This is a genomic window from Mycobacterium sp., assembly GCF_025933915.1.
Lineage (GTDB): Bacteria > Actinomycetota > Actinomycetes > Mycobacteriales > Mycobacteriaceae > Mycobacterium.
This window is the reverse complement of the sequence record NZ_JAICZA010000014.1, coordinates 17800-40594: the sequence shown is the minus strand read 5'-3', so window position 1 is coordinate 40594 and position 22795 is coordinate 17800. Positions and strand designations below refer to the sequence as shown.

The following is a 22795-nucleotide window of genomic DNA, read 5'->3' as shown; positions in this document are numbered from 1 at the left end:
ATTCATGTTCATCGGGGCGGCTCACCCCGTTCACCGACCAGCGCCATCGCCGCGTCCAGCTCCCGCTCGTCGTCCGTGTCCCAGGGCCGGGCCCAGCCGGCGACGTCGAGCAACGCGGAGATCACCTGGCCAGTGAATCCCCAGACCAGCATCTCGTTCAGCAGAAAAGCCGGGCCGGCCCACCGGCGGCCGAGATCGCCGCGATATACCATCAGCCGGTTTTCCGGGTTGATGAAGGCGCGCACCGGAACTCGCGCCACGATCGCCGTTTCGGCCTCGTTGACGACGGTGACCGAGCCGGGATCCGGCGAGTACGCCAGGACCGGGACGACGTGAAACTGCGAGGGCGCGATGAACATCCGCTCCATGGTGGCCAGCGGATGAAGCCTGCTGACGTCGATTCCGGTTTCCTCGCGGGCCTCGCGCAGGGCGGTGGCCACCGGGCCGTCGTCGGTGGCGTCGGCGGCGCCGCCGGGAAATGCCGCCTGGCCGGCGTGGTGGCGCAAGGTCGACGCTCGCACGGTGACCAACAGGTCGGCGTCGTCGGGGGGGCCACCGTCGGGCGGGCCGGATTGCGGGCCGGAGAACAGCACCAGGACAGCGGCTTCGCGGCTGGCTCCGCGCAGGGCGGTGACGGTCGATGCGGCCTTGGTGGTGATCATCGCCAGCACGTCGGCCGGCAGCCGGCGCCGGGCCGCGTCGGGAATGTCATCGACGTTGTCGACCAGCGGACGCAGCCAAGGCGGGCAGGCGTCAGGCGTCAGCGGAACGGTCCCGCGCGCGGGGGCGGGGTCCCCATTCCGCAGGGGCGAACCCCCAGCACTCACGGGCCCTCCAGTCGGTTCAATTTTTCCGCTTATCCCCTGTCGGTTCCGATCGCGGCCGCGATCTCGTCGGCAGTGTTGAAAGCTCGTGGCAGCGTCTGGGCAACGCTACCGTCCGGCCGCAGAACCACCGTCGCGGGCATCACATTTACCACCCGCAGCGCGGCCGCGACCCGACGACGACCGTCCTGCAAGGTCGGCAGCCTTACGCCGAGCTCGGCCAGCCGCAGCAAGGCGGCGGTCTCGTTCTCGTCCTGATGCACCGTCACCACCATCACGTCTGAACCGACCCGTCGTTGGTACTCGGCCATCGCGGGCAGTTCGGCGGCGCACGGCGCGCACCAATACGCCCACAAGTTGAGGACCACCCGGCGCCCGGCAACCGCGCGCGCGACATCGACAACCGAACCGTCGGCGGCGCACTCCGCCGTCACACCGCGCAGCGCCTCGGGGCCTGGACCGCTTCCGGCGCCGGGACACGGCGGCAGGCCGGCGCGTTGCCGTGGACCCGCCAACGCGGCGGCGGTATCGGCGTCGCGGTGTTCGCGGTCCGCCATTGTCTGATCGGTCGCCTGATCGGTCGACGGCGTCCTGGTCGTGGCGGAGTGGTCACGCAGTTCGGCCACCAGCGCCACAATCAGCGCCACCACCACCGCCAGAATCGCGATGTGCCAGCGCACCTTCCGGGTCAAGCTCGGCCTCAAATTAGGCATGCGGCCCCTGTGCGAGTCGGATCCGGCGCGGCTTACAGCCCGGCCAACGCGAGCAGGTGCTCGGTCTCCGGACCCCGCACCAGGGGCGCGGCCAACAACGCTTCGGTGGGACCGAGGCCGTAGGAAGGACAATCCTTGGCGATCAGGCAGACGCCGCACGCGGGTTTGCGCGCGTGGCACACCCGACGGCCGTGGAAGATCACCCGGTGGCTCAACATGGTCCAGTCACTGCGCTCGATCAGCTCGCCGACGGAGTGCTCGATTTTGACCGGGTCCTTCTCCGTGGTCCAGTGCCACCTGTGCACGAGCCGTGCGAAATGAGTGTCGACGGTGATGCCGGGGATCCCGAAAGCGTTTCCCAGGATCACGTTGGCGGTCTTGCGACCCACCCCGGGCAGCGTGACCAGCTCGGCCATGGTGGCAGGCACCTCCCCGTCGAACCGTTCGACCAGGGCCTGGCCCAGGCCGATCAGAGAGGACGCCTTATTACGGAAGAAGCCGGTCGGACGGATCAGGTTCTCCAGTTCGTCGCGGTCCGCCCGCGCGTAGTCCAGCGCCGACGGATACCGCTTGAACAGCACCGGCGTCGTGAGATTGACCCGTTTATCGGTGCTCTGCGCCGACAGGATCGTGGCCACCGTCAGCTCCAGCGGCGTGGTGAAATCCAGCTCGCAGTGCGCATCCGGAAACGCCTGTGCCAGTGCACGATTCATACGCCGCGCCCGTCGCACCAAGCCGACTCGGGATTCCTGCGACCAGCGCCCGGTGTCGACGCCGGCGGCCTTGGCGGACGTTGACTTCGAGCGCCCGGACGACTTTGCCACTGTCACCTACGACAGAGTACTGATTTCGTGATCTCGCTGAGACCCCGTGTTGATTCAAGGCCATGTTTACTCTTCGTGTGTCATGGTTGCTGGTGGCCGGTGTTCCGGCGCTGCTGATGCTGGCGGCGCTGGGTCTGGGGCGGCTCGAATCCGAGCTCGCCCATGACCCGATGGCGGTGGCCGATGTCGACGACTTTCTCGAGCGTGCAGGCGGCGTCGAGATGCGCACGCTGGCCTCCGAGGGCATGCCGGAGGCGCTCGAATACCTGCATCGGCGCGAGGCCCGGCAGCTGCCCGGTCCCGTGTCGACCGCGCGCGCCGGCGGACCGCGGCACGCCGCGCCGTCATTTGTAATCGGCTTCGTCGACCGCGATGAGATGACGCTACCGACGCGAATCCACGGCCATTCGCACGTCAATCCGCAATTTAGGGCACCTCGACACGCCAATCGTGTGTAGCGTTGGCACGTTAGACACAATGGCGTTCCTCTAGACTCGTCACGCGAGCAAGGGATCAGCCTGCCCGTATCACATTAAATTTCTGGGAAAGTTGAAGAGGCAACGTGGACGAGATCCTGGCAAGGGCAGGAATCTTCCAAGGGGTTGAGCCCGGCGCGGTCACAGCACTGACCAAGCAGCTGCAACCCGTCGACTTCCCCCGCGGACACACAGTCTTCGCCGAGGGGGAACCGGGGGATCGGCTCTACATCATCGTCGCGGGGAAAGTGAAGATCGGTCGCCGTTCGCCCGATGGACGCGAGAACCTGCTGACGATCATGGGCCCGTCGGACATGTTCGGCGAGTTATCGATCTTCGACCCGGGTCCGCGAACTTCCAGCGCCACCACCATCACCGAGGTGCGTGCGGTGTCGATGGACCGAGACGCGCTGCGGGCGTGGATCGCCGATCGTCCCGAGATCGCCGAGCAGTTGTTGCGGGTGCTGGCCCGACGGCTCCGCCGCACCAACAACAACCTGGCCGACCTCATCTTCACCGACGTGCCCGGCCGGGTCGCCAAGCAGCTGCTGCAACTCGCCCAGCGGTTCGGCACCCAAGAAGGTGGCGCCATGCGGGTCACCCACGACCTGACGCAAGAAGAGATCGCGCAGCTGGTGGGGGCTTCCCGGGAGACGGTGAACAAGGCGCTCGCCGATTTCGCCCACCGCGGCTGGATCCGGCTGGAGGGCAAGAGCGTGCTGATCTCGGACTCCGAGCGGCTCGCGCGCCGAGCGAGGTAAGCGCGGGCGCTAGCTGCGCAGATAGTCCAGCTGCACCTGAACCGACCATTCGGCGGCGTCCCACAGCTTCTCGTCGACGTCGACGTAGACGTGCTCGACGATCCGGCGGGCACCCGCGTCCTCGCCGAGTTCGCGCAACGCGGATCGCACCTGCTCCAGTCGCTCATGCCGGTGCGCAAGGTATCCCCGCGTGACGGCGTCCAGGTCGGGCAGCTCCGGCCCGTGCCCGGGCAACACGGCGCGACGGCCCAGCCCGCGCAGCCGGTGCAACGATTCCAGGTAGTCGGTCAGGCTGCCGTCCTCCTTGTCCATGACGGTCGTGCCGCGGCCCAGCACCGTATCGGCGGTCAGCACGGCGTCGTCGAGCACGAAGGACAGCGAATCGGCGGTGTGGCCGGGGGTGGCCATGACCTTGATCTTGAGCCCGGCCGCGTCGATCACCTCGCCGTCGATCAGCTCACCGCCAAGACCCCGCAGAAAGCCACTGCCCGCCGAGCGGACCGTCGCGCCGGTCCGCTCGACCAGCTTGTCGATGCCGTCGGTGTGATCGCCGTGTCGATGGCTGATCAGCACCAAACCGATGCGGCCCAGCGCGGCGATCCGCGCGATGTGCCCGTCGTCGTCGGGCCCGGGATCCACGATGACCAGCTCGTCGCTCCGCGGGCCGCGCAGCACCCAGGTGTTGGTGCCTTCGAGCGTCATCAGGCCGGGGTTGTCGGCCAACAGGACCGAGACCGTGTCGGTGACCCGCCGCAACCTGCCGTAGGCGGGATGGCTCAGCGACTCGGCAACCTCGGTCACGGACGTCAGCCGACCTCCACGATCAGCTCCACTTCCACCGGCGCGTCCAGTGGCAGCTCGGAGACGCCGACCGCCGAACGCGCATGCGCGCCCAGGTCGCCGAACACCTCGGCGAGCAGGTCGGAGGCCCCGTTGATGACGCTCGGCTGGTCGTTGAAACCGGGAGCGGACGCGACGAACCCGACGACCTTCACGACCCGGGTCACCGAGTCGATACCCACCAGCGAGTCGACCGCCGCCAGCGCATTGAGGGCGCAGACTCGCGCCAGCACCTTGCCCTCGTCCGGGGTGACCTCGGCTCCGAGCTTGCCGGTACCCATCAGCTTTCCGGCCTGCATCGGCAGCTGGCCCGCGGTGTAGACCAGGTCACCGGTGCGCACCGCCGGCACATAGGAGGCCAGCGGCGCGACCACCTCCGGCAGCGCCAGACCGAGCTCGGAGAGGCGGGCCTTCCAGGAGGGCTGGGCACTCATCGGACCGACGTCGTTACTTAGGGCGTTTCAGGTAGGCGACGTGCTGCTCGCCGGTCGGCCCGTTCAGCACGGACACCAGCTCCCAGCCGTCGGCGCCCCACTGGTCGAGGATTTGTTTGGTGGCGTGCGTCAGCAGCGGGACGGTGACGTACTCCCATGCGGTCACTTGGCTCATGCGCCGAGCTTATCGGTCGGAGGTGAACCGCTCCGGCCAGCCCGGCCGGGCTAGCATGCGAAGGTGGCAACCACATCGAGCGGCGGTAGCGCCGTCGGCTGGCCGGCGCGCTTGACCAAGGCCCGCTTACATTTTGTGACCGGCAAAGGCGGTACGGGTAAGTCGACGATCGCGGCCGCGCTGGCGCTGACGCTGGCGGCCGGGGGCCGCAAAGTCCTCCTCGTGGAAGTCGAGGGGCGCCAAGGGATTGCGCAACTCTTCGACGTACCGCCCCTGCCGTTTCAGGAGGTGAAGATCGCGACCGCCGAACGCGGCGGTCAGGTCAACGCCCTGGCGATCGACATCGAGGCCGCGTTCCTGGAATACCTCGACATGTTCTACAACCTGGGCATCGCGGGTCGCGCGATGCGCCGCATCGGTGCGATCGAGTTCGCGACGACCATCGCGCCCGGTCTGCGTGACGTGCTGCTCACCGGCAAGATCAAAGAGACGGTGATACGCGTCGATAAGAATCGGCTCCCGGTTTATGACGCGATCGTCGTCGACTCCCCCCCGACGGGACGGATTGCGCGTTTTCTGGATGTCACCAAGGCCGTGTCCGATCTGGCCAAGGGCGGCCCGGTGCACTCGCAGGCCGACGGCGTGGTGAAGCTGCTGCACTCCGATCAGACCGCCATTCACCTGGTCACACTCCTGGAGGCACTGCCCGTCCAGGAGACCCTGGAAGCCATCGAGGAGCTCGCCGAGATGCAGCTGCCAATCGGCAGTGTGATTGTGAACCGCAACATTCCTTCCTACCTGCAGCCGGCGGATCTGGCGAAGGCCGCCGAAGGGGATGTCGACGCGGATTCTGTACGAACTGGGCTGGAAATGTCTGGAATCACGTTGAACGACAATGACTTCGCCGGTCTGCTGACAGAGACGATCGAGCACGCGACGGTGATTGCCACGCGCACCGAGATCGCGCAACAGCTCGATGCATTGAAGGTCCCGCGGCTGGAACTTCCAGCGATTTCCGACGGCGTCGACCTCGGTAGCCTTTACGAACTGTCGGAATCGCTCGCGCAACAGGGAGTCCGATGAGCGTCACACCGAAACAGCTTGATATGGGCGCTATCCTGGCCGACACCACTAATCGGGTGGTGGTGTGCTGCGGCGCGGGTGGCGTGGGCAAGACCACCACCGCCGCCGCGATCGCGCTGCGCGCCGCCGAATACGGCCGCAACGTCTGCGTCTTGACGATCGACCCGGCCAAGCGGTTGGCCCAGGCGCTGGGGGTCAACGACCTCGGCAACACGCCGCAGCGAGTCCCACTGGCGGCGGAGGTCCCCGGCGAGCTGCACGCGATGATGCTCGACATGCGTCGTACCTTCGACGAAATGGTGGTCCAGTACTCCGGACCCGGTCGCGCACAAGCGATTCTGGACAACCAGTTCTATCAAACCGTCGCCAGTTCCCTCGCCGGCACGCAGGAGTACATGGCGATGGAGAAGCTGGGTCAGCTGCTGGCCGAGGATCGCTGGGACCTGGTGGTCGTCGATACCCCGCCGTCGCGCAATGCCCTGGACTTCCTGGACGCCCCCCAGCGACTGGGCAGCTTCATGGATAGCCGCTTGTGGCGGCTGCTGCTGGCGCCAGGCCGCGGTATCGGCCGGTTGGTCACCGGCGCAATGGGTTTGGCCATGAAGGCGATGTCCACGATCCTGGGCTCACAGATGCTCGGCGACGCCGCGGCGTTCGTGCAGTCACTGGATGCCACATTCGGTGGTTTCCGGGAGAAGGCCGATCGCACTTATGCGCTGCTGAAAAGGCGTGGCACGCAATTTGTTGTCGTGTCGGCGGCCGAGCCCGATGCGCTGCGCGAGGCATCCTTCTTCGTCGACCGGCTGTCGCAGGAAGGGATGCCACTCGCCGGGCTGGTCTTGAACCGCACGCATCCGATGTTGTGCTCGCTGCCGGCCGAGCGGGCGATCGACGGAACCGAAATGCTGCAGCAAGAGGCCGACTCCGAAGCCGCGTCATTGGCCGCAGCCGTGTTGCGAATTCATGCTGACCGCGCCCAAACCGCCAGGCGGGAAGTCAGATTGCTTTCCCGATTCACCGGGGCCAACCCGCACGTGCCGGTCGTCGGCGTTCCGTCACTGCCCTTTGACGTTTCGGATTTGGAAGCGTTGCGTGCCCTCGCCGACCAGATCACTTCGGTCGGTGACGATGCGGGCCGGGCAACGGCCCGCTGAGGAATCGGCCAATCCGGCCACGTCGCGTAGGCCGCACCCCGACAGCGAGGTGGGCGGTTAGCGCTGCGGCGAAAAGTCAGCCGGCGGTGCGGCTTCGGCTCTTGTCGAAGAAGTCGGCCCAGGACACCACCTCGGGGTGCTGCTTGAGCAACGCGCGGCGTTGCCGCTCGGTCATGCCGCCCCAAACCCCGAACTCGACCTTGTTGTCCAGCGCGTCTGCCGCGCACTCCTGCATCACCGGGCAGTGCCGACAGATCACTGCCGCCTTGCGCTGGGCCGCGCCGCGGACAAACAGTTCGTCGGGATCGGTCGTGCGACACAGAGCCCTCGAGACCCAAGCGATCCGTTCTTCAGCGTCGACACTGTGGAGTACCCCTTGTGCGGCTGCAATGTTTGTCCTGCGCGCCGCCGGCCGAATTGGTGACACGAACTGTTCCCTTCCCTACCGGCCGCCCGTCACGGCCGCCCTCCTGGGTGCAGATCCCGCCTTGCGATCTACGCCTCATATGTACTTCGGTGTTACCTGAATCTCACCGTGTGTCTAAGTTAGGTGGTCAGGTGCCAATTGCGCAACAGTCCGATAACGCTTTTTTTGGGACGATCGTGCCGTCTCGTCCCAAAAGATGGGCGAGGAAGTGATCTTGCACACTGTGTTACCCGTTTGACCTGTGACGCAACCGCAAATTCTCGAGGTCGGCCCCGTGCCCGGATTGCCGCGATTTCTGGGTGAACTTGCAGCGTGGCGGCGTGACTGGGGGCCGCTACTGTAGTAGCCATGTCAGACCGCCCCCCGGCCGCGCTCACGATTCTGAAGCTCGCGGGGTTCTGTTTGTTGGCCAGTGTCGTCGCCACGGCCCTCCTCTTCCCCGTCGCCGGTGGGATAGGCCTGGTGTCCAACCGGGCCTCGGAAGTGGTCGCCAACGGCTCCGCGCAGCTGCTCGAGGGCGAGGTACCGGCCGTGACGACGATGGTCGACGCCAAGGGCAACACCATCGCGTGGCTGTATTCGCAGCGCCGGTTCGAGGTGCCCACCGACAAGATCGCCAACACGATGAAGCTGGCGATCGTCTCCATCGAGGACAAGCGTTTCGCCGACCACAACGGGGTGGACTGGAAGGGCACGCTGACTGGCTTGGCCGGCTACGCCCGTGGTGACGTGGACACGCGGGGCGGTTCGACCATCGAGCAGCAATACATCAAGAACTATCAACTGCTGGTCACCGCGAAGACAGACGCGGAGAAGCGCGCGGCGGTGGAAACCACCCCGGCGCGCAAGCTGCGCGAGATCCGGATGGCGCTGACGCTGGACAAGACCTTCACCAAGCCCGAGATCCTGACCCGGTATCTGAACCTGGTCTCGTTCGGCAACAACTCGTTCGGCGTGCAGGATGCGGCCCAGACCTACTTCGGCATCAACGCCTCCGACCTGAACTGGCAGCAGGCGGCGCTGCTGGCGGGCATGGTGCAGTCGACCAGCGCGCTCAACCCGTACACCAACCCCGAGGGCGCTCTGGCGCGACGAAACTTGGTGCTGGACACCATGATCGAGAACATCCCGCAGGAGGCCGACGCACTGCAAGCCGCGAAGGCCGCACCGCTGGGTGTCCTGCCGCAGCCCAACGAGCTGCCCCGCGGCTGCATCGCGGCGGGCGATCGGGCGTTCTTCTGCGACTACGTGCAGGAGTACCTGTCGCGGGCCGGGATCAGTAAGGAACAGGTGGCCCGGGGCGGCTATCTGATCCGCACCACCCTGGACCCGGACGTGCAGATCCCGGTCAAGTCCGCCATCGACAGGTTCGCCAGCCCGACACTGCCGGGCATCTCGAGCGTGATGAGCGTGATCCAGCCCGGCAAGACGTCGCACAAGGTGATGGCGATGGCCAGCAACCGCACCTACGGGCTGGACGTCGACGCCGGTCAAACCATGCGCCCGCAACCCTTCTCGCTGGTCGGCGACGGCGCGGGATCCGTCTTCAAGATCTTCACCACGGCCGCGGCCCTGGACATGGGGATGGGCATCAACGCCACCCTCGAGGTGCCGGGCCGCTTCCAGGCGAAGGGCATGGGTAGCGGCGGGGCCAAGGGCTGCCCGAAGGACAACTGGTGCGTGATCAACGCCGGCAACTACCGCGGGTCGATGAACGTGACCGACGCGTTGGCCACCTCGCCCAACACCGCGTTCGCCAAGCTGATCCAACAGGTCGGCGTGACGCGCACGGTGGACATGGCGATCAAACTCGGGCTGCGGTCCTACGCCGACCCCGGCACCGCCCGCGACTACAACCCCGACAGCAACGAAAGCCTGGCCGACTTCGTCAAACGGCAGAACATCGGCTCGTTCACCCTGGGCCCGATCGAGGTGAACGCGCTGGAGCTGTCCAACGTCGCGGCCACACTCGCCTCGGGCGGCACCTGGTGCCCGCCGAACCCGATCGACAAGCTGGTGGACCGCAAGGGCAATGAAGTCGCCGTGACCACCGAGACCTGCGACCAGGTCGTCCCCGAGGGTCTCGCCAACACCCTGGCCAACGCGATGAGCAAGGACGCCGTGGGCGGCGGCACGGCGGCCGGTTCGGCCGGTTCGGCCGGCTGGGACCTGCCGGTGTCCGGCAAGACCGGCACCACCGAGGCCCACCGCTCCTCGGGCTTTGTGGGCTTCACCAACCACTACGCGGCGGCCAACTACGTCTACGACGACTCCACCAACCCCACGGACTTGTGCTCTTCCCCGTTGCGCCACTGCGGCGAGGGCGACCTGTACGGCGGTAACGAGCCCGCGCGCACGTGGTTCACCGCGATGAAGCCGATCGCCACCAGTTTCGGGCCGATACAGCTGCCGCCCACCGATCCGCGCTACGTCGACGGCTCACCCGGGTCGCGGGTGCCGAGCGTGGCGGGCCTGGATATCGACGCGGCACGCCAGCGCGTCAAGGAGGCGGGCTTCCAGGTCGCCGACCAAAACAACTTCGTCAACAGCAGCGCAAAGCAGGGCGAGGTGGTCGGAACGACACCGAGCGGCGCAACGATTCCGGGGTCGATCATCACCATCCAGGTCAGCAACGGCATCCCGCCGGCCCCGCCTCCGCCGCCCGAAGGTGCGCCGGTGCCGGTCGGCTCGCAGGTCGTCGAGATCCCGGGGCTGCCCCCGATCACCATTCCGCTGCTGGCGCCGCCGCCGCCGGCGCCCGGTCAGCCGCCCCCATAGGCGTGAGATACGCTGCCGGTCCGTGACCGGCAGTAGGCTGCCACCATGCCTGATGCTCAAGTCCCGATTGCCCGGCTCCTGATGCGCGCCGGTGCAGCGGCGCTCGGTTCGAGCGTCGCCGGCCTCGGCTATGCCGCGATCATCGAGCGCAACGCGTTCGTCCTGCGTGAGATCACTATGCCCGTGTTGAGCCCGGGCTCCACACCGCTGCGCGTGCTGCATATCAGTGATCTCCACATGACGCCCGGCCAGCGCCGCAAACAGGCGTGGCTGCGGGAGCTGGCCGGCTGGGAACCCGACCTGGTGGTCAACACCGGCGACAACCTGGCCCACCCGAAGGCCGTCCCCGCGGTCATCCAGGCCCTGGGTGACCTGCTGTCGCGGCCGGGTGTCTTCGTGTTCGGCAGCAACGACTACTTCGCCCCCACCCTGAAGAACCCGCTGAACTACGTGACCAACCCGTCGCACCGGGTGCGTGGTGAACCTCTGCCCTGGCAGGACCTGCGGGCGGTGTTCACCGAGCGCGGCTGGCTCGATCTCACCCACACTCGGCGCGAGTTCGAGGTGGCGGGCCTGCACATCGCCGCCGCGGGCGTGGACGACCCGCACCTCGACCGGGACCGCTACGACACCATCGCCGGCCCGGCCAGCCCGGCCGCGAACCTGCGGCTGGGGCTGACCCATTCCCCGGAACCCAGGGTGCTGGACCGCTTCGCCGCCGATGGCTACCAACTGGTGATGGCCGGACACACCCACGGCGGGCAGGTGTGCCTGCCGTTCTACGGCGCCCTGGTGACCAACTGCGGCCTGGACCGCTCACGGGCGAAGGGGCCGTCCCGGTGGGGCGCACACATGCAGTTGCACGTCTCCGCGGGGATGGGTACCTCGCCGTTCGCGCCGGTGCGGTTCTGCTGCCGGCCGGAGGCGACCATGCTGACGTTGATCTCCTCCCCGATGGGCGACCGCGACGCGGCCAGTGACCTAAGCCGTTCGCAGCCAACAGTTTCGGCGCGTTGACCGACCGGACCCGGATCGCGGTCCGCAGCCGCTCGCGTGACTGGACGGACAACGCGATCCGGTTGATCCATGCCTGCGTGGGTTAGGAGGCCCGGCGCAGGGATTGGATCCGGCCGGCCCGGCCGAGGCGCTCGTCGAGTTCGAGCGTTCGTGCTCGTGGGCGTGACCGGGCGCACCGCGGTTCGGCACGGTTTGGCCAGCCGATAGCCCGGTGCGATAGGCTGTCGGAGCTTCAGGCGGGGTGTGGCGCAGCTTGGTAGCGCGCTTCGTTCGGGACGAAGAGGCCGTGGGTTCGAATCCCGCCACCCCGACCCATGTCGTAGCAGCACTACCGTTTCATCGTCGCCAGGTTGCGCCAAAAGTTTTTGAGGCTGTCCGTTCCGCCGAACAGCGTCGTGAAATTTGTGGAGTCGACGAGCACGATGTCACCGGCCCGGTCGGCGGCCGGCGGCATCCAGATCAACGCGTTGAATTCGCTGTTGCCCGCCTCGGTAAAGGGATGTGGCCGGTGCGGGTCGACACGTTGCCTGCCCAGCACGCGCAGCAGATCGCTTTCGGCAGCGGTGAGCTCGTAGTGCGGCAGATGTGGGTGAAAGTTCAGCGTGGTGACGTTGTTCAGCAGCCCCGGCGTATCCAGGTCGCGAAAGCCGGTGAGCGGTGCGATCTGGTTGGTTCCCTCCACCAGGGCGGGACGCAGTCCCCACGTGTTGTGCACGGGAATGTCGAGCGCCTTCATCAGCGAGCGCGTGTATGCGGTGAATCGTTGTTGCCGCGGCACCAGCGGATCCCCATGGTGCAGGTATTCGATCTGGCGCTGGGCCAGGTCGTCGGTGAAGCCGACGTCGTGGTGGGGCGCCAGCAAGAGGCAAGTGCCTTCTCGTTTCAGCCATTCGCGAATGGCGGAGATTTCCGCGGTCTCTGCTTCGGCTTCGCCGACGAGATGGTCGAGCCCGAACACCATCACGGTGTCGGCGTCGGCCAGTATCCGTTCGTCGATCGGCAGCCGGTAGCCGGCCTGGTCGATGCGCTGGAACACCGCGACCGGATGGCCCGTCAGTTCGGTCGCCAGCTGCTGGAACGCCAGCGTCGAGCGGTGGAAAAGCTCCAAGGTGCCGGCGATGCCCTGCAAGAAGTGCGCCTGATCCCATTCGGGTCCCTCGTAGCGGGGCCAGGCCGCCCTGCGCACGTCGGTCATCGTCGAAAAGCGGTTGTCCAACGCCTGCAGGCCGCGTTGGGATTCCCACGGATAGCTCCACGTCCAGTAGATGCTTATTCGCCGTCCGCCCGTGCGCGGGCGCGCCAGGTGGGTTTGGTTGTAGCTGCGTGCGCCAGGCAGTGCGCTCATGATCGTTCCCGGTTATTGGTCAAGCGTGGCGAGGTATCGGATGGCGTTGATGCCTGGCAGGAAGAAGTACGCCCCACCGGTGAGCGTCGTGAACGCAGGGAGCCCCTTGAGAACTCGACGGATTGGCCGCTTCGGTATCTTGAATTCCATTGTGCCGTCCTGTGTTCCACAGATCGGGTCGTGCTCGTTGCCCAGCTCATGGAACGTGCGGTCATTGATCCATACGTTCTGGGCGAATTCGAACTGCCGGATCAGGCTGGCACAGATGATGAACGCGGCGATCCCGCGGTCTAGGCCGTCGTCGGGCGCACCCTCAGCAAGCGCAGGCCCGTAGGTGGCGCCGCGGCGGATCATTCGTCGCCGATTCATGTTGGGCGCGGTGTCGCGCGGGTTGAGCCGTCGGGCGTGCGCGCCCAGAGGGCACGCGTATCCGTGTGGGTCCATCTCCTTGTAGCCGAAGTCGTTGTTGCGCATCGAATCCTCGCCCAGCTCCGGGTCATCCCTGTCGGGCGCGAGGACCAAAGGAGCGCCGCTGCGCCATCGACCCATGAATTTCGCCGCCAACAACTCCTCGTCCTCGGGCCCACGGGCCTGCGAACGGATGTAGTCGCGGAACAACGCCACGTGCTCGTGTAGCCGTCGGTACGCCGCATAGGTGCCGTTGCGCGCCAGTACGGCCGGCTGGGGCAGATGGGCCACCGGGCCGATCTCGTCGGGATAGCCGAGGATGAACTCCCCGGCCTTGAGCGGTTGACCCGAGCCGGGTGTGGGTTCCTCGCCGGACCCTTCGATCACCGGCTGCGACAAGCGATCCCGAAAACCGAAATGGTCGTGGGCGTAGTTGAACGGAGGTGTCGCGTTCAGATCCAGATGCGACAGCCTGCGCACGCCTGCGCACCTTCTCACCAGGTCATCGTGGGCCTGGGTGGCGCGGAGGTGTTCGGCGTCGTCACGAGCGAACAGGATAGCGATCGCGTGCAGATCGTCGCCGGCCAATCCTCCGACCCAGTTATCGGGGTGGTTGTGCCCCGTGTCGCCGAGAATGTCCGCCCTGGCGGCCATGCCCTGCCGGAACTCTTCGGGAAAGCTTAGGAGAGCCTCCTCGGGTACACCGAGCGCCCGAAGGCCGTTCCAGGTGAAGCCCAGCGTGACCCAGCGCTTGGTGTCGTCCATGGTGTCTCGCACCGACGCGGCGGACTCCACGACATCGACCATTTCGGTCAGCCATGCCCGACCGACCACCGGGGTGTCGAAAGAGAGAAACTCGTAACGTCCGGTCAGGGCCGGCGTACGCGTCAGCAGGATGTGCTGGATGTCGTCGAGCTCAAGCATCTGCACGCTCCGATGGGCGTCATTGCATCTGATCCAGCATGGTGCCGAACGCCGCCTTCAGCCGCAGCGCCTTCTTGATCTCGTCAGCCGTGACATAGGGGTATTCCCCGTACTCCAAAAAGCTCGGGCAATGGTGCTCGCGGACGAACTCGACGAAGGCGGCCGGGTTCTCGCGCCAGTCTTCGGGAAAGCCCTCGAGGTTGGTGAAGACCGTGGTGATCCCGGCCTGGCCGAACAGCTGCACCGCGTCCTCGGTGTACTTGTCGAAGTCGGTGTCGAAGATGCCTTGGTACTGGAAGTGCAGCCCCGATCCGATGTCGAAGAGCTGCCAGCGTAAGTAGTGCAGCCGCAGCGGGGCCAGCACTTCGGGATCGGCCTTGATGGCTTCTTCGATCTGCTTGCCGTAGGCGCGAACCGCTTCTTCCCGGCCTTCCTTGACCTTGGCGATGATCGAAAAGCCATAGCAGGCTGGGGTGCGGGGATAGACCGGCCCGTAGCGACCGCGTTCAAGCTCGAAATAGCCTTCCTTGGGGATGGCCATGGCCGCCGGCCAGATCCACTCGTCTTCGGTTGCCGCCATTGTCGCTCCCAAGTCAGGCCGGTGCGCCGGACGCTACCACCTGACGTCGCCCGCGCAACCCGGATCAAACTGCGTCGGAGCATGGACACCCCGCTGCGAAAGATGCGCGCCGGATGGTCGAAGGCGCGACTCAGCGGTGACGTAACCCCGCGCGCAACGCCGTGGATGCCATGTGCCTGCCCGAACGTGCTGTGGCCCCGGGTATCTCGCGACCCAGTGGCCCACTACTAGGCTTCCAACTCCGGTTCCAGCCGCTGCCGCCCGCCGTGAGGCGCGACCCCAGGCGTGCGCCGGGGACCGCGCGCGGGAAGGGGCGCGACCCCGGTCCAGCTCCGCAATTGCGTGCGCCCCACCAGACGGCAATGGTGCGTGGTGGCCAATTGGCGAGCCGCCTTCGTGAACGTCTGGTTGGTCACGACGACCGTCCGAATACAGCCGTGCTGCGCCGCCCCGGAAACGACCTGCTGGACCGCGGCGACGCCGACGGACTTTGCCAGCCTTTTGCATTGAACGGCCATGCGCGCGCCGTCCTTCTTGGCGATCAGGTCCACGCCGTAGTCGCCCGTGCTCGCCGTCGGCGTGACGCTATAGCCCGCGATGCGAAGCTGCGCCGCAACGAATTCCTCGAACTCGGCACCGGACATCCGATCGATGGCCCGCAACCCCGATTTCGCGCATTTGAGGTCGCGCCGCCACTGCGCGTCGGCCTGATAGCGGTCCCGCTGCACCGAGAGCCACCACAGGATGATCACCGCCAAAGCGAGCCCACCCAGCCCGGCCAAACATCCCCCCAGCAGGCTGCCGGTGGCCTGTTGCGCGTAATACCACGGGAGCGCTAACCCCAGCACGAGGAGCGATCCCAGTATCTTCTCCATGACTCCTCAACGTGCCGTTGGCGCCGACGCAGACTTGTCCGCTGAACCTAGTTCAAGCCTGTGACATTTCGGCGCAGGCGCGAGGCCGCGCTGCGGCACGCTGCGCGTCTCCCCTGGCACGGGGAGCCGACCGTAGAACCAGTGCGGCGTTACGCGCAGTCGGCGCAGACTGGAAGGCCGGAGCTGGAGTGGCGCAGCCGGCTCCGATGCTGCACCAAATAGCAACTCGAGCAGGTGAACTCGTCGGCCCGCTGCGGAATCACGGTCACCGTCAGCTCTTCCCCGGACAGGTCGGCGCCGGGCAGTTCGAAGAAGTGCGCATCATTGGGGTCCTCGTCGACCACGGCGGTGCCAGCCCCCTGCAGGGTCGGTGCCAGCTCGCGAAGTGAGGACTTGTCCTGGGTGTCGTTGTCGGATACACGGCGTGCGTCGTAGTCAGTGGTGGTCGCCATCGGAGTTCCTCCCTGCTCTCAAGCGGGCTGACGCACTTTCCTGTACTCACCCGTGGCGCATGCAGTACCCCGTTCACGCACGCCCTACACCGATCTGAGAGAGAAATTTCGGCTGCACTATGCGATCGCTTACGCGCCAGGAGGTCTCCGCTCGCGCCCGGGCGTGACGAGCCGGCCGGCCGGGGCGGCAATCGGATGTGAATACTCGTGAGAACCGCTGTGTACCAGTGTCATTCGTACGGATGACCGGTATGAAAGTCGCCGCCGTTTTGCGGACCGCCACGACGTCCCGCCCCTGGCTGGTGTCAGCCCGGCCCGGCATGGGTATGCCCGGCACATGACACGCGGCACACCCGCCGTCCTGTTCGACGTCGACGGAACCCTGGTGGATTCCAACTACCTGCACGTCCACGCATGGCGGCGCGCTTTCGACGCCGAAGGCATCGTGGTGGCGTCGTGGCAGATCCACCGCTGCATCGGCATGGACGGCTCGAGGCTGGTGCGAACGCTGTCCGACGACGCGCCGCCCGACGTACAGGAGCGGCTCAGTGACCAGCACAGCCGGTACTACCGGGAGATCACCGCGCTGTCAGAACCGTTGCCCGGAGCGCGCGCACTGCTGCGCCGCGTCGCGGACCTGGGGCTGCAGGTCGTGCTCGCCAGCTCGGCACCCGAGGACGAATTGAAGATCTTGCGCACGGTGCTCGATTGTGACGACGTCATCTCCGAGACGACGTCGTCCCGTGACGTCGACACCGCCAAACCCGAACCGGGCATCGTGCGGGTCGCGCTGGACCGGGCCGGGGTGGATGCCGAGCACGCCGTGTTCGTCGGGGACGCCGTATGGGATGCCCACGCGGCGGCGGGTGCGGCGGTGCCGTGCATCGGGCTGCTGTGCGGCGGCATCTCCCGCGCGGAGTTGCAGGAGGCCGGGGCCGCCCCGATCTTCGCCGATCCGCAAGACCTGCTCGACCATCTGGAATCAACCCGGATCGCGGCGCTCGCGCCCGGCCGCTGACTGAGAGCGCGTGTCCATTCCGCGAGTGCGCAGCATCAGTGGCAGCACGAACCAGAAGAACGTGAACAGCGGCAGCGCGCACGCTCCGGCGACCAGCCCCACATTCCGCCCGGCGACCGCGGCGAAAATGATGACGGTCATGCCGATAAGCGCCAGGCCGAGCAGGCCCAGCCCGGCATAGGCACAGCGGTGAGCGGCGGACACGAGAACCTGAAGCCGATGACGCCGGAAAAGTATCCGGTGCATGGCAACCGGGGCGATCAGCAACACCGTAGCGCTCACCGAACACACCACCGTGGCCAGATAGACATCGCGCATGTGGTGTCCGAGCACATCGAAACGCTGCTGAAACGGCAGCGTCAGCAGGAAACCGGTCAGCAGCTGCACCCCGGTCTGAACCACGCGCAGCTCCTGCAGCAGGCTGTTCCAATTGCGGTCCAGCCGTTGCACTTCGGTTTCGCCACGCTCACGGCGATCCCATCGCTGGTCGTCGCGCGGATGATCGACGTCCATAGCGGTGATCATCGCACCTGGCGCGCCGGGTGTCGCGGGTGAAGTGCTATCAGTTGAGTTTGCCGTCCCGCACCGCGGTCAACGCATCGTCGAGCGTCGGGTACAGCGGGAAGGTCTTGTCCAGACCGGTCAGATGAATCGGCCGCCGGGTGGCCGGGCCGCGCGCGACCACGCCGAACCCGGTGTCCTTGCCCAACTTCTCGTAGGTCGCGGCCAGGATCTTCAGCCCGACCGAACCAAGGAACTCCACCGCCGAGAGATCGATGACCAGCGCCGGGGGATTCTCCACAACGACTGCGCCGATGGCCTGTTCCAGGGCGGGAGCCGTGACCAAATCGATTTCGCCGCTGACACTGACCACGGAAACACCGTCGTGGTCCTCAACCAACGTGGTAATCGAGTCAGGAGCTGACAATGGCAATCCTTTGTCCTGGGCCGTGGCGTCGTTCAACCCTAGCCTGCCGTACGAACTGCGGGAAGAATATGCCCTCTACACGTGCCCCGCGACAACCCAGGCTAGTCTCACAAACGGGAACTGCAGACCGCAGGGCGTGACGTGTACTCGGGAGGCCTGGGGAGGCCATATGTCTGATTCGCCGTCGGATTTCAACAGTACCGGCACCACAGCGCAAGTCGTCGGCATTTCCAGCGAGGGGTTGTTGCCCCAGCTAGTTCAGCATCTCCGGCAGAATCGGACCGTTTTGCGGGAGGAATGGGCCCGCCGCATCACCGAGGCCGAGCTGCTCACCGCGATGACCCCTGAGGAGCTGTTTTCCGAAGCGACGGCCGTCTACGACAACTACGTCGAGGTACTCGAGACCGGAAGCGTCGAGGCGCTGCAGGCCTATGCGCGTGACCTGTCCGAACGCATCATCCCGCGAGGCGTGGAAACCGACGAGGTCGTCGGCATCGTCCTGCTGCTCCGCGACGTGCTGGCGCGCTCGTTGTTCGAGAAGTACCAGACCGAATTCGAGATGCTCAACCGGGTGCTGGACGCCTACGAGCCGGCGGCCAACCGGATCGCCAATACCGTCGCGGTCAGCTTCGTGCAGGAACGCGAGCGCATCATCCGCCAGCAACAGGAGGCGATCCGGGAGCTGTCGACGCCGGTGCTGCAGGTGCGTGAACAGCTGCTGATCCTGCCGATCATCGGTGTGCTCGACAGTCAGCGCGCTCGCCAGGTCACCGAGCAGCTGTTGCGGGCCATCCGCGCCAACCGCGCGAAGGTGGTGGTTATCGACATCACCGGCGTGCCGACCATCGACTCGACGGTGGCCAACCACCTGGTGCAGACGGTCGACGCGTCGGGGTTGATGGGTGCCAGCGTGATCATCACCGGCCTGTCCTCCGAAATTGCGCTGACGCTGGTGACGATCGGCCTCGATCTATCGAAGATGAACGCCGTCGGTGACCTGCAGGGTGGTATCGAGGAAGCCGAGCGATTGCTGGGTTACGAGGTCACCCGCACCGGCGACCAGACCGGGTGACAGTCAGGAACGCGAGCGCCGCATGCCAGTACCGATCCTGAAACAGGGTTCGATCCTCATCGCGTCGGTGCAGGCCGCGCTCTCCGACTCCGACGCCGAGCGGTTGCGCTACGACCTGATGGAGCGCGTCAGCCGGTTCCGCGCGCAGGGCATCATCGTCGACGTCACCGCCATCGACGTGATGGATTCCTTCGCGGCCCGGTCGCTGCGCACGATCGCGCACATGACCCGGCTGCGCGGTGCGGACACGGTGATCGTCGGTCTGCAGCCGGAGGTGGCCTTCGCGATGGTCCAGCTTGGTCTTGCGTTCGACGACATGAGCACCGCGCTGGACCTGGAGGAAGGCCTTTCCCTCCTGAATCGCCAACTGGCGCAGCGAAAACCGACGATCGGGCGCGATGGTGGCGACTGATATCGTCGTCGCCATCGACAATCCCGACGACATCGTCGACGCCCGCAAAGCCGGACACCAACTCGCCCTTGATCTGGGATTCTCCCTGACCGACGTCACGATGATCGCCACGGCGATCTCGGAAATCGCACGTAACATCACCAGCTACGCCGGTCGCGGCGCCGTCCGCGTCGGGGTGGCCGACCGGGAGGGCCGCAAGGCCCTGGTGGTGCGCGCCGAGGATCAGGGGCCGGGGATCGCCGACATCGAACGCGCGATGGAGGACGGATATTCGACCGGCCGCGGGCTGGGGATGGGGCTGCCGGGCGCGCGCCGTTTGATGGACCGGTTGGTCGTCGAGTCCACTGTCGGCCAGGGAACCGTCATCGAAATGTGGAAATGGGTCCCTCCCCGTGCATGAAAGCGGCCGCTTCGGACCCATCGAGTGGGGAAGGGCGGGCCGCCCTTTGCCCAGCGAGTACACCTCCGGCGATCGTGGTATCGCCGTCGACATCGACGGTGGGGCCGCGCTGTTCGGCGTAATGGACGGCCTCGGCCACGGGCCGGCTGCCGCGGAAGCTGCGCTGCGTGCTATCGATGCGGTCAACCGCGCCTGTTCCGAGCGGCTGGAGGTTTTGATTCAGCTCTGCCACCGCGTGCTGACCGGCACCAGAGGAGTCGCAATGACGTTGGCGCGGTTGGATTTTGCCGCCAACACGCTTACCTGGACCGGTGTCGGCAACGTCTCCGCCGATCTGGTGGCCAAGGCACCGACCGGGGCCAAGGTTCGCTCCAGTGCACGCCTCACCGCGGGCATCGTCGGCTACCGCATTCCGGAAATCAGGCCCGCGCAGGTAGTTTCGATTCGCCCCGGCGACCTACTCGTGATGAGAACCGATGGAATCGCCGAAGATTATTTGGACCACATCGACTTCTCGGCCCCCGCTATGGCTATCGCTGAGGAACTCCTCGGGAAGCACGCCAAGGAATCCGACGATGCGATGGTGTTGACCGCACGTCACAGGGGGGCGTTGACATGAGCGAGCACGACGGATTCCACGCGCAGTACGCCGCCGCGTTGCGTGCCTATCTGGACACCCGCGACGAGGCCAGCCTGGCGATCGGGTACGAGCTCGGTCGCACGGCACTACAGGAACAAATCAGCCTTCTCGAAATCGTCGAGAACCACGTACGGCTGGTCTTTGAAATCGCGCAAGACGTGCGCATCGATGCGCCGGTCGCCCTGGAGTTCCTGCTGCAGCTGCTGGTTCCGCTTGACGTGGCCATGCGCGGCTTCATCGACGGCAACAGGCGCTACGCCGAACAGCGGGCCCGCGCCGAGGGGCTGGCCGACCGCGACAAATTCCGCAACGCACTGGTGAATTCGCTGCAGGAAGGGTTCTTCGTCGCCGATCACGAAGGCTCCGTGGTCGAAACGAACAGCGCCTTCATCGAGATCATCGGGTTTCCGAGCGAGGGTTTGCCGTACCGATGGCCGCACCCCTGGCTGGTCGACACGAAGACCGCGGCCGAACAAATAGGCCAAGTGGCGAACCATGGCAGGGCCGACTACGAAGCGCCGATCCGCCACGGTGACGGGCATCTCGCCTGGGTGAAGGTGAGCATCAACGCGGTCAAGGAATCCGGCAGCGACCGCGACGCCTACGTCGGGACGGTTCGAGATATCACCGCGGAACGCGCTTTCGCGGCGCGGGAGAGCGCGGTGCTGCGCCTGGCCACGGCGGTGGCGGTGGCCAAGAGCGTGGACGAGTTGCTGTCGATCACGCTCGACGAGTGCCGCGCGGCAATCGATGTGCAACGCGTGGTCGCAGTCTCGTGGCCCAGCGGCGAGGGCGACCCGACGGTCCACGCGGCGGGCGAACCCTCGGCAGCGTCGTGGCGCGGGCTCGATCCGTGGTTGCGGCATACCTTCTCCGACGCACGTCAACAACTACCGTTGACGGCGAAAACCGTTGAGTCGCCTGATCATCCCGGTAAGGCACGAGGATTGGTCGCGGTGCTCTCCGGTACCGGGGACCTGGCGCTGTGGCTGGAGCTCCGCACACCCCGCTGGATCAGCGCGGAAGACCGCCTGCTGGTCACCGTGCTGATCAGCCATCTCAGTCTGGCAATGCAGCACGTTCGTCAGTTCGAGAACGCGCGCGAGACGTCGCTGACGTTGCAGCGTGCCATGCTGCCACCGATCCAGCCCCCGCCGGGCTTCACGGTGCGCTACGAACCCGCGGTGCTGCCCTTGGAGATCGGCGGTGACTGGTATGACGTGCTGCCGATCGGCGAGCACCGCATCGGCATCGTGGTCGGCGACTGCGTGGGCCGCGGCCTGCCGGCGGCCGCGATCATGGGGCAACTCCGCAGTTCCGCGCGCGCACTGTTGATCAATGGCGCCGAGCCCGCGGTGCTGCTCGATCAGCTCGACTCGGCGGCATCGCTCATCCCGAATGCCTATTGCACCACCGTCTTTCTCGCGATCCTGGACACCGAAACCGGGGTCCTGCAGTACAGCAATGCCGGTCACATGCCGGCCGTACTCACCGGACCCGAGCCCGGGACGACGACCCTGCTGACCGATGCCGCATCGGTACCGCTCGCGGTCCGCCGAGACGAACCGCGCCCGCAGACCACCCGGCTGCTGCCGCCCGGATCCACGCTCATGCTGTTCACCGACGGGCTGGTGGAACGCAAACACGAGTCGATCGACGACGGAATCGCCCGCGCGGCAGACGTTCTGGACCAGACGATGACATTACCTTTGGACGCCGTCGCTGACGCGATGCTTCGTGAGCTGGCGCCGGAAGCGGGGTATGACGACGATGTAGCTATGGTGATCTACCGCCACCACCAGACACCACTACGCATCGAAAGTGATGCCACCGCAGATCAATTGGTCCGTGTCCGGCACCGGCTGGCGGCCTGGCTGCGCGCCGCCCACATAACGGATGAGCCGGCCGCCGACATCGTGCTGGTCGTCAGCGAGGCCTGCACCAATTGCGTCGAGCACGCGTACCGGGGATTCGTCGCCGGGACCATGGTGGTCGAAGTCAGCCTCGGTGACGGCGAAGTACGCGCTCGGATCACTGATTACGGTTCGTGGAAGACGCCGGCCCCCAAGCCGGTCAACGGTGGCCGCGGCCTGCCGCTGATCAAAGCACTCAGCCATTCGACGGAACTCGAGACCGCCGCCACCGGCACCACCGTCGACATCACCTTCCGATTGCCGACAGAATCCGATTAGTGGACGCCGGAATATGTTGCGGCGCCGTTTGCCCGGCTCCGGT

At 66.3% G+C, this 22795-nt stretch carries 26 protein-coding genes and 1 tRNA gene; 13 read left to right on the top strand and 14 right to left on the bottom strand.

Going from position 1 to position 22795, the window contains the following annotated elements:
* Window positions 1-8: 8 nt before the first annotated feature.
* The 3 genes from Q0W90_RS03905 to nth are packed head-to-tail and all read right to left on the bottom strand — an operon-like array spanning window position 9 to window position 2250.
* Window positions 9-827, bottom strand: a complete 819-nt coding sequence (locus Q0W90_RS03905; RefSeq protein ID WP_297592709.1) for a CoA pyrophosphatase — start codon at window positions 825-827, stop codon at window positions 9-11.
* Between the two features lie 29 nt (window positions 828-856).
* Window positions 857-1537, bottom strand: coding sequence for a TlpA disulfide reductase family protein (locus tag Q0W90_RS03900; protein ID WP_297773242.1), 681 nt, complete (start codon window positions 1535-1537; stop codon window positions 857-859).
* Window positions 1538-1569: 32 nt separating this feature from the next.
* Entirely contained in the window at window positions 1570-2250 is a 681-nt protein-coding gene (gene nth / locus Q0W90_RS03895; protein ID WP_297698122.1) for an endonuclease III, read from the bottom strand.
* Window positions 2251-2423: 173 nt separating this feature from the next.
* Between nth and Q0W90_RS03890 the strand changes: the two genes are divergently transcribed.
* Both Q0W90_RS03890 and crp read left to right on the top strand, forming a co-directional pair.
* The gene (locus tag Q0W90_RS03890; RefSeq protein ID WP_297592704.1) at window positions 2424-2819 is read left to right on the top strand and encodes a hypothetical protein; all 396 of its coding nucleotides are present in this window, start codon (window positions 2424-2426) and stop codon (window positions 2817-2819) included.
* Window positions 2820-2923: 104 nt separating this feature from the next.
* On the top strand, window positions 2924-3598 hold the full coding sequence (crp, locus tag Q0W90_RS03885; protein ID WP_007772229.1) for a cAMP-activated global transcriptional regulator CRP: 675 nt from the start codon (window positions 2924-2926) through the stop codon (window positions 3596-3598).
* A 9-nt stretch (window positions 3599-3607) separates the two neighbouring features.
* Here crp and Q0W90_RS03880 read toward each other — a convergent pair whose 3' ends face one another.
* Genes Q0W90_RS03880 through Q0W90_RS03870 form a run of 3 tightly spaced genes read right to left on the bottom strand, consistent with a single transcriptional unit; the run spans window position 3608 to window position 5047 of the window.
* Entirely contained in the window at window positions 3608-4399 is a 792-nt protein-coding gene (locus Q0W90_RS03880; protein ID WP_297592685.1) for an MBL fold metallo-hydrolase, read from the bottom strand.
* A gap of 5 nt (window positions 4400-4404) precedes the next feature.
* On the bottom strand, window positions 4405-4872 hold the full coding sequence (locus tag Q0W90_RS03875) for a RidA family protein (protein WP_297592683.1): 468 nt from the start codon (window positions 4870-4872) through the stop codon (window positions 4405-4407).
* 13 nt (window positions 4873-4885) lie between these two features.
* The gene (locus Q0W90_RS03870) at window positions 4886-5047 is read right to left on the bottom strand and encodes a DUF4177 domain-containing protein (protein WP_297592681.1); all 162 of its coding nucleotides are present in this window, start codon (window positions 5045-5047) and stop codon (window positions 4886-4888) included.
* 63 nt (window positions 5048-5110) lie between these two features.
* Here Q0W90_RS03870 and Q0W90_RS03865 point away from each other — a divergent pair, with 63 nt between their 5' ends.
* Complete coding sequence (locus Q0W90_RS03865) at window positions 5111-6130, top strand: ArsA family ATPase (protein ID WP_297592679.1); 1020 nt, start codon at window positions 5111-5113, stop codon at window positions 6128-6130.
* Window positions 6127-7284 carry an ArsA family ATPase gene (locus tag Q0W90_RS03860; RefSeq protein ID WP_297592677.1) on the top strand — a complete coding sequence of 386 codons (1158 nt, stop codon included), beginning with the start codon at window positions 6127-6129 and terminating at the stop codon, window positions 7282-7284. Before Q0W90_RS03865 ends, Q0W90_RS03860 begins: the two co-directional genes overlap by 4 nt.
* Window positions 7285-7360: 76 nt before the next feature.
* Here the strand turns inward: Q0W90_RS03860 and Q0W90_RS03855 are convergent, their stop codons facing one another.
* Window positions 7361-7711 (bottom strand): WhiB family transcriptional regulator, encoded by a 351-nt coding sequence (locus tag Q0W90_RS03855; protein WP_297592675.1) that lies wholly within the window; start codon window positions 7709-7711, stop codon window positions 7361-7363.
* Window positions 7712-8059: 348 nt separating this feature from the next.
* On the opposite strand from Q0W90_RS03855, the gene ponA2 reads away from it, so the two are divergent.
* The 3 genes from ponA2 to Q0W90_RS03840 all read left to right on the top strand — a co-directional run bounded on the left by ponA2 (window position 8060) and on the right by Q0W90_RS03840 (window position 11817).
* Window positions 8060-10489, top strand: coding sequence for a transglycosylase/D,D-transpeptidase PonA2 (gene ponA2 / locus Q0W90_RS03850; RefSeq protein ID WP_297773236.1), 2430 nt, complete (start codon window positions 8060-8062; stop codon window positions 10487-10489).
* Between the two features lie 45 nt (window positions 10490-10534).
* Complete coding sequence (locus Q0W90_RS03845; RefSeq protein ID WP_297592671.1) at window positions 10535-11506, top strand: metallophosphoesterase; 972 nt, start codon at window positions 10535-10537, stop codon at window positions 11504-11506.
* 237 nt (window positions 11507-11743) lie between these two features.
* A tRNA-Pro gene (locus tag Q0W90_RS03840) sits at window positions 11744-11817 on the top strand.
* A 17-nt stretch (window positions 11818-11834) separates the two neighbouring features.
* Here Q0W90_RS03840 and Q0W90_RS03835 read toward each other — a convergent pair.
* The 5 genes from Q0W90_RS03835 to Q0W90_RS03815 all read right to left on the bottom strand — a co-directional run bounded on the left by Q0W90_RS03835 (window position 11835) and on the right by Q0W90_RS03815 (window position 16090).
* The gene (locus Q0W90_RS03835; protein ID WP_297592669.1) at window positions 11835-12851 is read right to left on the bottom strand and encodes a hypothetical protein; all 1017 of its coding nucleotides are present in this window, start codon (window positions 12849-12851) and stop codon (window positions 11835-11837) included.
* Between the two features lie 12 nt (window positions 12852-12863).
* Window positions 12864-14183, bottom strand: a complete 1320-nt coding sequence (locus Q0W90_RS03830; protein ID WP_297592667.1) for a peroxidase — start codon at window positions 14181-14183, stop codon at window positions 12864-12866.
* A 19-nt stretch (window positions 14184-14202) separates the two neighbouring features.
* Window positions 14203-14763 (bottom strand): hypothetical protein, encoded by a 561-nt coding sequence (locus Q0W90_RS03825; RefSeq protein WP_297592665.1) that lies wholly within the window; start codon window positions 14761-14763, stop codon window positions 14203-14205.
* A 227-nt stretch (window positions 14764-14990) separates the two neighbouring features.
* Entirely contained in the window at window positions 14991-15638 is a 648-nt protein-coding gene (locus Q0W90_RS03820) for a restriction endonuclease (RefSeq protein ID WP_297700130.1), read from the bottom strand.
* Window positions 15639-15787: 149 nt separating this feature from the next.
* Window positions 15788-16090, bottom strand: a complete 303-nt coding sequence (locus Q0W90_RS03815; RefSeq protein WP_297592663.1) for a DUF4193 domain-containing protein — start codon at window positions 16088-16090, stop codon at window positions 15788-15790.
* A 337-nt stretch (window positions 16091-16427) separates the two neighbouring features.
* Here Q0W90_RS03815 and Q0W90_RS03810 point away from each other — a divergent pair, with 337 nt between their 5' ends.
* Window positions 16428-17108 carry an HAD family hydrolase gene (locus tag Q0W90_RS03810; protein WP_297592662.1) on the top strand — a complete coding sequence of 227 codons (681 nt, stop codon included), beginning with the start codon at window positions 16428-16430 and terminating at the stop codon, window positions 17106-17108.
* On the opposite strand, the gene Q0W90_RS03805 is transcribed toward Q0W90_RS03810, so the two are convergent.
* Both Q0W90_RS03805 and Q0W90_RS03800 read right to left on the bottom strand, forming a co-directional pair.
* Window positions 17073-17621, bottom strand: coding sequence for a DUF6328 family protein (locus Q0W90_RS03805; RefSeq protein ID WP_297773230.1), 549 nt, complete (start codon window positions 17619-17621; stop codon window positions 17073-17075). The two genes, Q0W90_RS03810 and Q0W90_RS03805, sit on opposite strands and share 36 nt — an antisense overlap.
* 49 nt (window positions 17622-17670) lie before the next feature.
* Complete coding sequence (locus Q0W90_RS03800) at window positions 17671-18036, bottom strand: STAS domain-containing protein (RefSeq protein ID WP_297773227.1); 366 nt, start codon at window positions 18034-18036, stop codon at window positions 17671-17673.
* 169 nt (window positions 18037-18205) lie between these two features.
* Between Q0W90_RS03800 and Q0W90_RS03795 the strand changes: the two genes are divergently transcribed.
* From Q0W90_RS03795 to Q0W90_RS03775, 5 genes are read left to right on the top strand one after another with little or no spacing between them, the layout of a single operon-like run.
* Window positions 18206-19108, top strand: a complete 903-nt coding sequence (locus Q0W90_RS03795) for an STAS domain-containing protein (RefSeq protein ID WP_297592656.1) — start codon at window positions 18206-18208, stop codon at window positions 19106-19108.
* Between the two features lie 22 nt (window positions 19109-19130).
* The gene (locus Q0W90_RS03790) at window positions 19131-19520 is read left to right on the top strand and encodes an STAS domain-containing protein (RefSeq protein WP_297592654.1); all 390 of its coding nucleotides are present in this window, start codon (window positions 19131-19133) and stop codon (window positions 19518-19520) included.
* The gene (locus Q0W90_RS03785; protein ID WP_297592768.1) at window positions 19510-19920 is read left to right on the top strand and encodes an anti-sigma regulatory factor; all 411 of its coding nucleotides are present in this window, start codon (window positions 19510-19512) and stop codon (window positions 19918-19920) included. Before Q0W90_RS03790 ends, Q0W90_RS03785 begins: the two co-directional genes overlap by 11 nt.
* Entirely contained in the window at window positions 19913-20539 is a 627-nt protein-coding gene (locus Q0W90_RS03780) for a SpoIIE family protein phosphatase (protein WP_297592652.1), read from the top strand. Before Q0W90_RS03785 ends, Q0W90_RS03780 begins: the two co-directional genes overlap by 8 nt.
* A complete protein-coding gene (locus tag Q0W90_RS03775) occupies window positions 20536-22752 on the top strand; it encodes a SpoIIE family protein phosphatase (protein WP_297773225.1) in 2217 nt (738 codons plus the stop codon). Before Q0W90_RS03780 ends, Q0W90_RS03775 begins: the two co-directional genes overlap by 4 nt.
* The last annotated feature ends 43 nt before the right edge of the window (window positions 22753-22795 follow it).

What these genes read in the sequence shown, in the direction of transcription:
- Q0W90_RS03900 (WP_297773242.1), bottom strand. Translation starts at nt 1,537, where the DNA reads ATGCCTAATTTGAGGCCGAGCTTGACCCGGAAGGTGCGCTGGCACATC.
- nth (WP_297698122.1), bottom strand. Translation starts at nt 2,250, where the DNA reads ATGAATCGTGCACTGGCACAGGCGTTTCCGGATGCGCACTGCGAGCTG.
- Q0W90_RS03890 (WP_297592704.1), top strand. Translation starts at nt 2,424, where the DNA reads ATGTTTACTCTTCGTGTGTCATGGTTGCTGGTGGCCGGTGTTCCGGCG.
- Q0W90_RS03875 (WP_297592683.1), bottom strand. Translation starts at nt 4,872, where the DNA reads ATGAGTGCCCAGCCCTCCTGGAAGGCCCGCCTCTCCGAGCTCGGTCTG.
- Q0W90_RS03870 (WP_297592681.1), bottom strand. Translation starts at nt 5,047, where the DNA reads ATGAGCCAAGTGACCGCATGGGAGTACGTCACCGTCCCGCTGCTGACG.
- Q0W90_RS03860 (WP_297592677.1), top strand. Translation starts at nt 6,127, where the DNA reads ATGAGCGTCACACCGAAACAGCTTGATATGGGCGCTATCCTGGCCGAC.
- ponA2 (WP_297773236.1), top strand. Translation starts at nt 8,060, where the DNA reads ATGTCAGACCGCCCCCCGGCCGCGCTCACGATTCTGAAGCTCGCGGGG.
- Q0W90_RS03845 (WP_297592671.1), top strand. Translation starts at nt 10,535, where the DNA reads ATGCCTGATGCTCAAGTCCCGATTGCCCGGCTCCTGATGCGCGCCGGT.
- Q0W90_RS03835 (WP_297592669.1), bottom strand. Translation starts at nt 12,851, where the DNA reads ATGAGCGCACTGCCTGGCGCACGCAGCTACAACCAAACCCACCTGGCG.
- Q0W90_RS03830 (WP_297592667.1), bottom strand. Translation starts at nt 14,183, where the DNA reads ATGCTTGAGCTCGACGACATCCAGCACATCCTGCTGACGCGTACGCCG.
- Q0W90_RS03825 (WP_297592665.1), bottom strand. Translation starts at nt 14,763, where the DNA reads ATGGCGGCAACCGAAGACGAGTGGATCTGGCCGGCGGCCATGGCCATC.
- Q0W90_RS03820 (WP_297700130.1), bottom strand. Translation starts at nt 15,638, where the DNA reads ATGGAGAAGATACTGGGATCGCTCCTCGTGCTGGGGTTAGCGCTCCCG.
- Q0W90_RS03815 (WP_297592663.1), bottom strand. Translation starts at nt 16,090, where the DNA reads ATGGCGACCACCACTGACTACGACGCACGCCGTGTATCCGACAACGAC.
- Q0W90_RS03810 (WP_297592662.1), top strand. Translation starts at nt 16,428, where the DNA reads ATGACACGCGGCACACCCGCCGTCCTGTTCGACGTCGACGGAACCCTG.
- Q0W90_RS03805 (WP_297773230.1), bottom strand. Translation starts at nt 17,621, where the DNA reads ATGGACGTCGATCATCCGCGCGACGACCAGCGATGGGATCGCCGTGAG.
- Q0W90_RS03795 (WP_297592656.1), top strand. Translation starts at nt 18,206, where the DNA reads ATGTCTGATTCGCCGTCGGATTTCAACAGTACCGGCACCACAGCGCAA.
- Q0W90_RS03790 (WP_297592654.1), top strand. Translation starts at nt 19,131, where the DNA reads ATGCCAGTACCGATCCTGAAACAGGGTTCGATCCTCATCGCGTCGGTG.
- Q0W90_RS03775 (WP_297773225.1), top strand. Translation starts at nt 20,536, where the DNA reads ATGAGCGAGCACGACGGATTCCACGCGCAGTACGCCGCCGCGTTGCGT.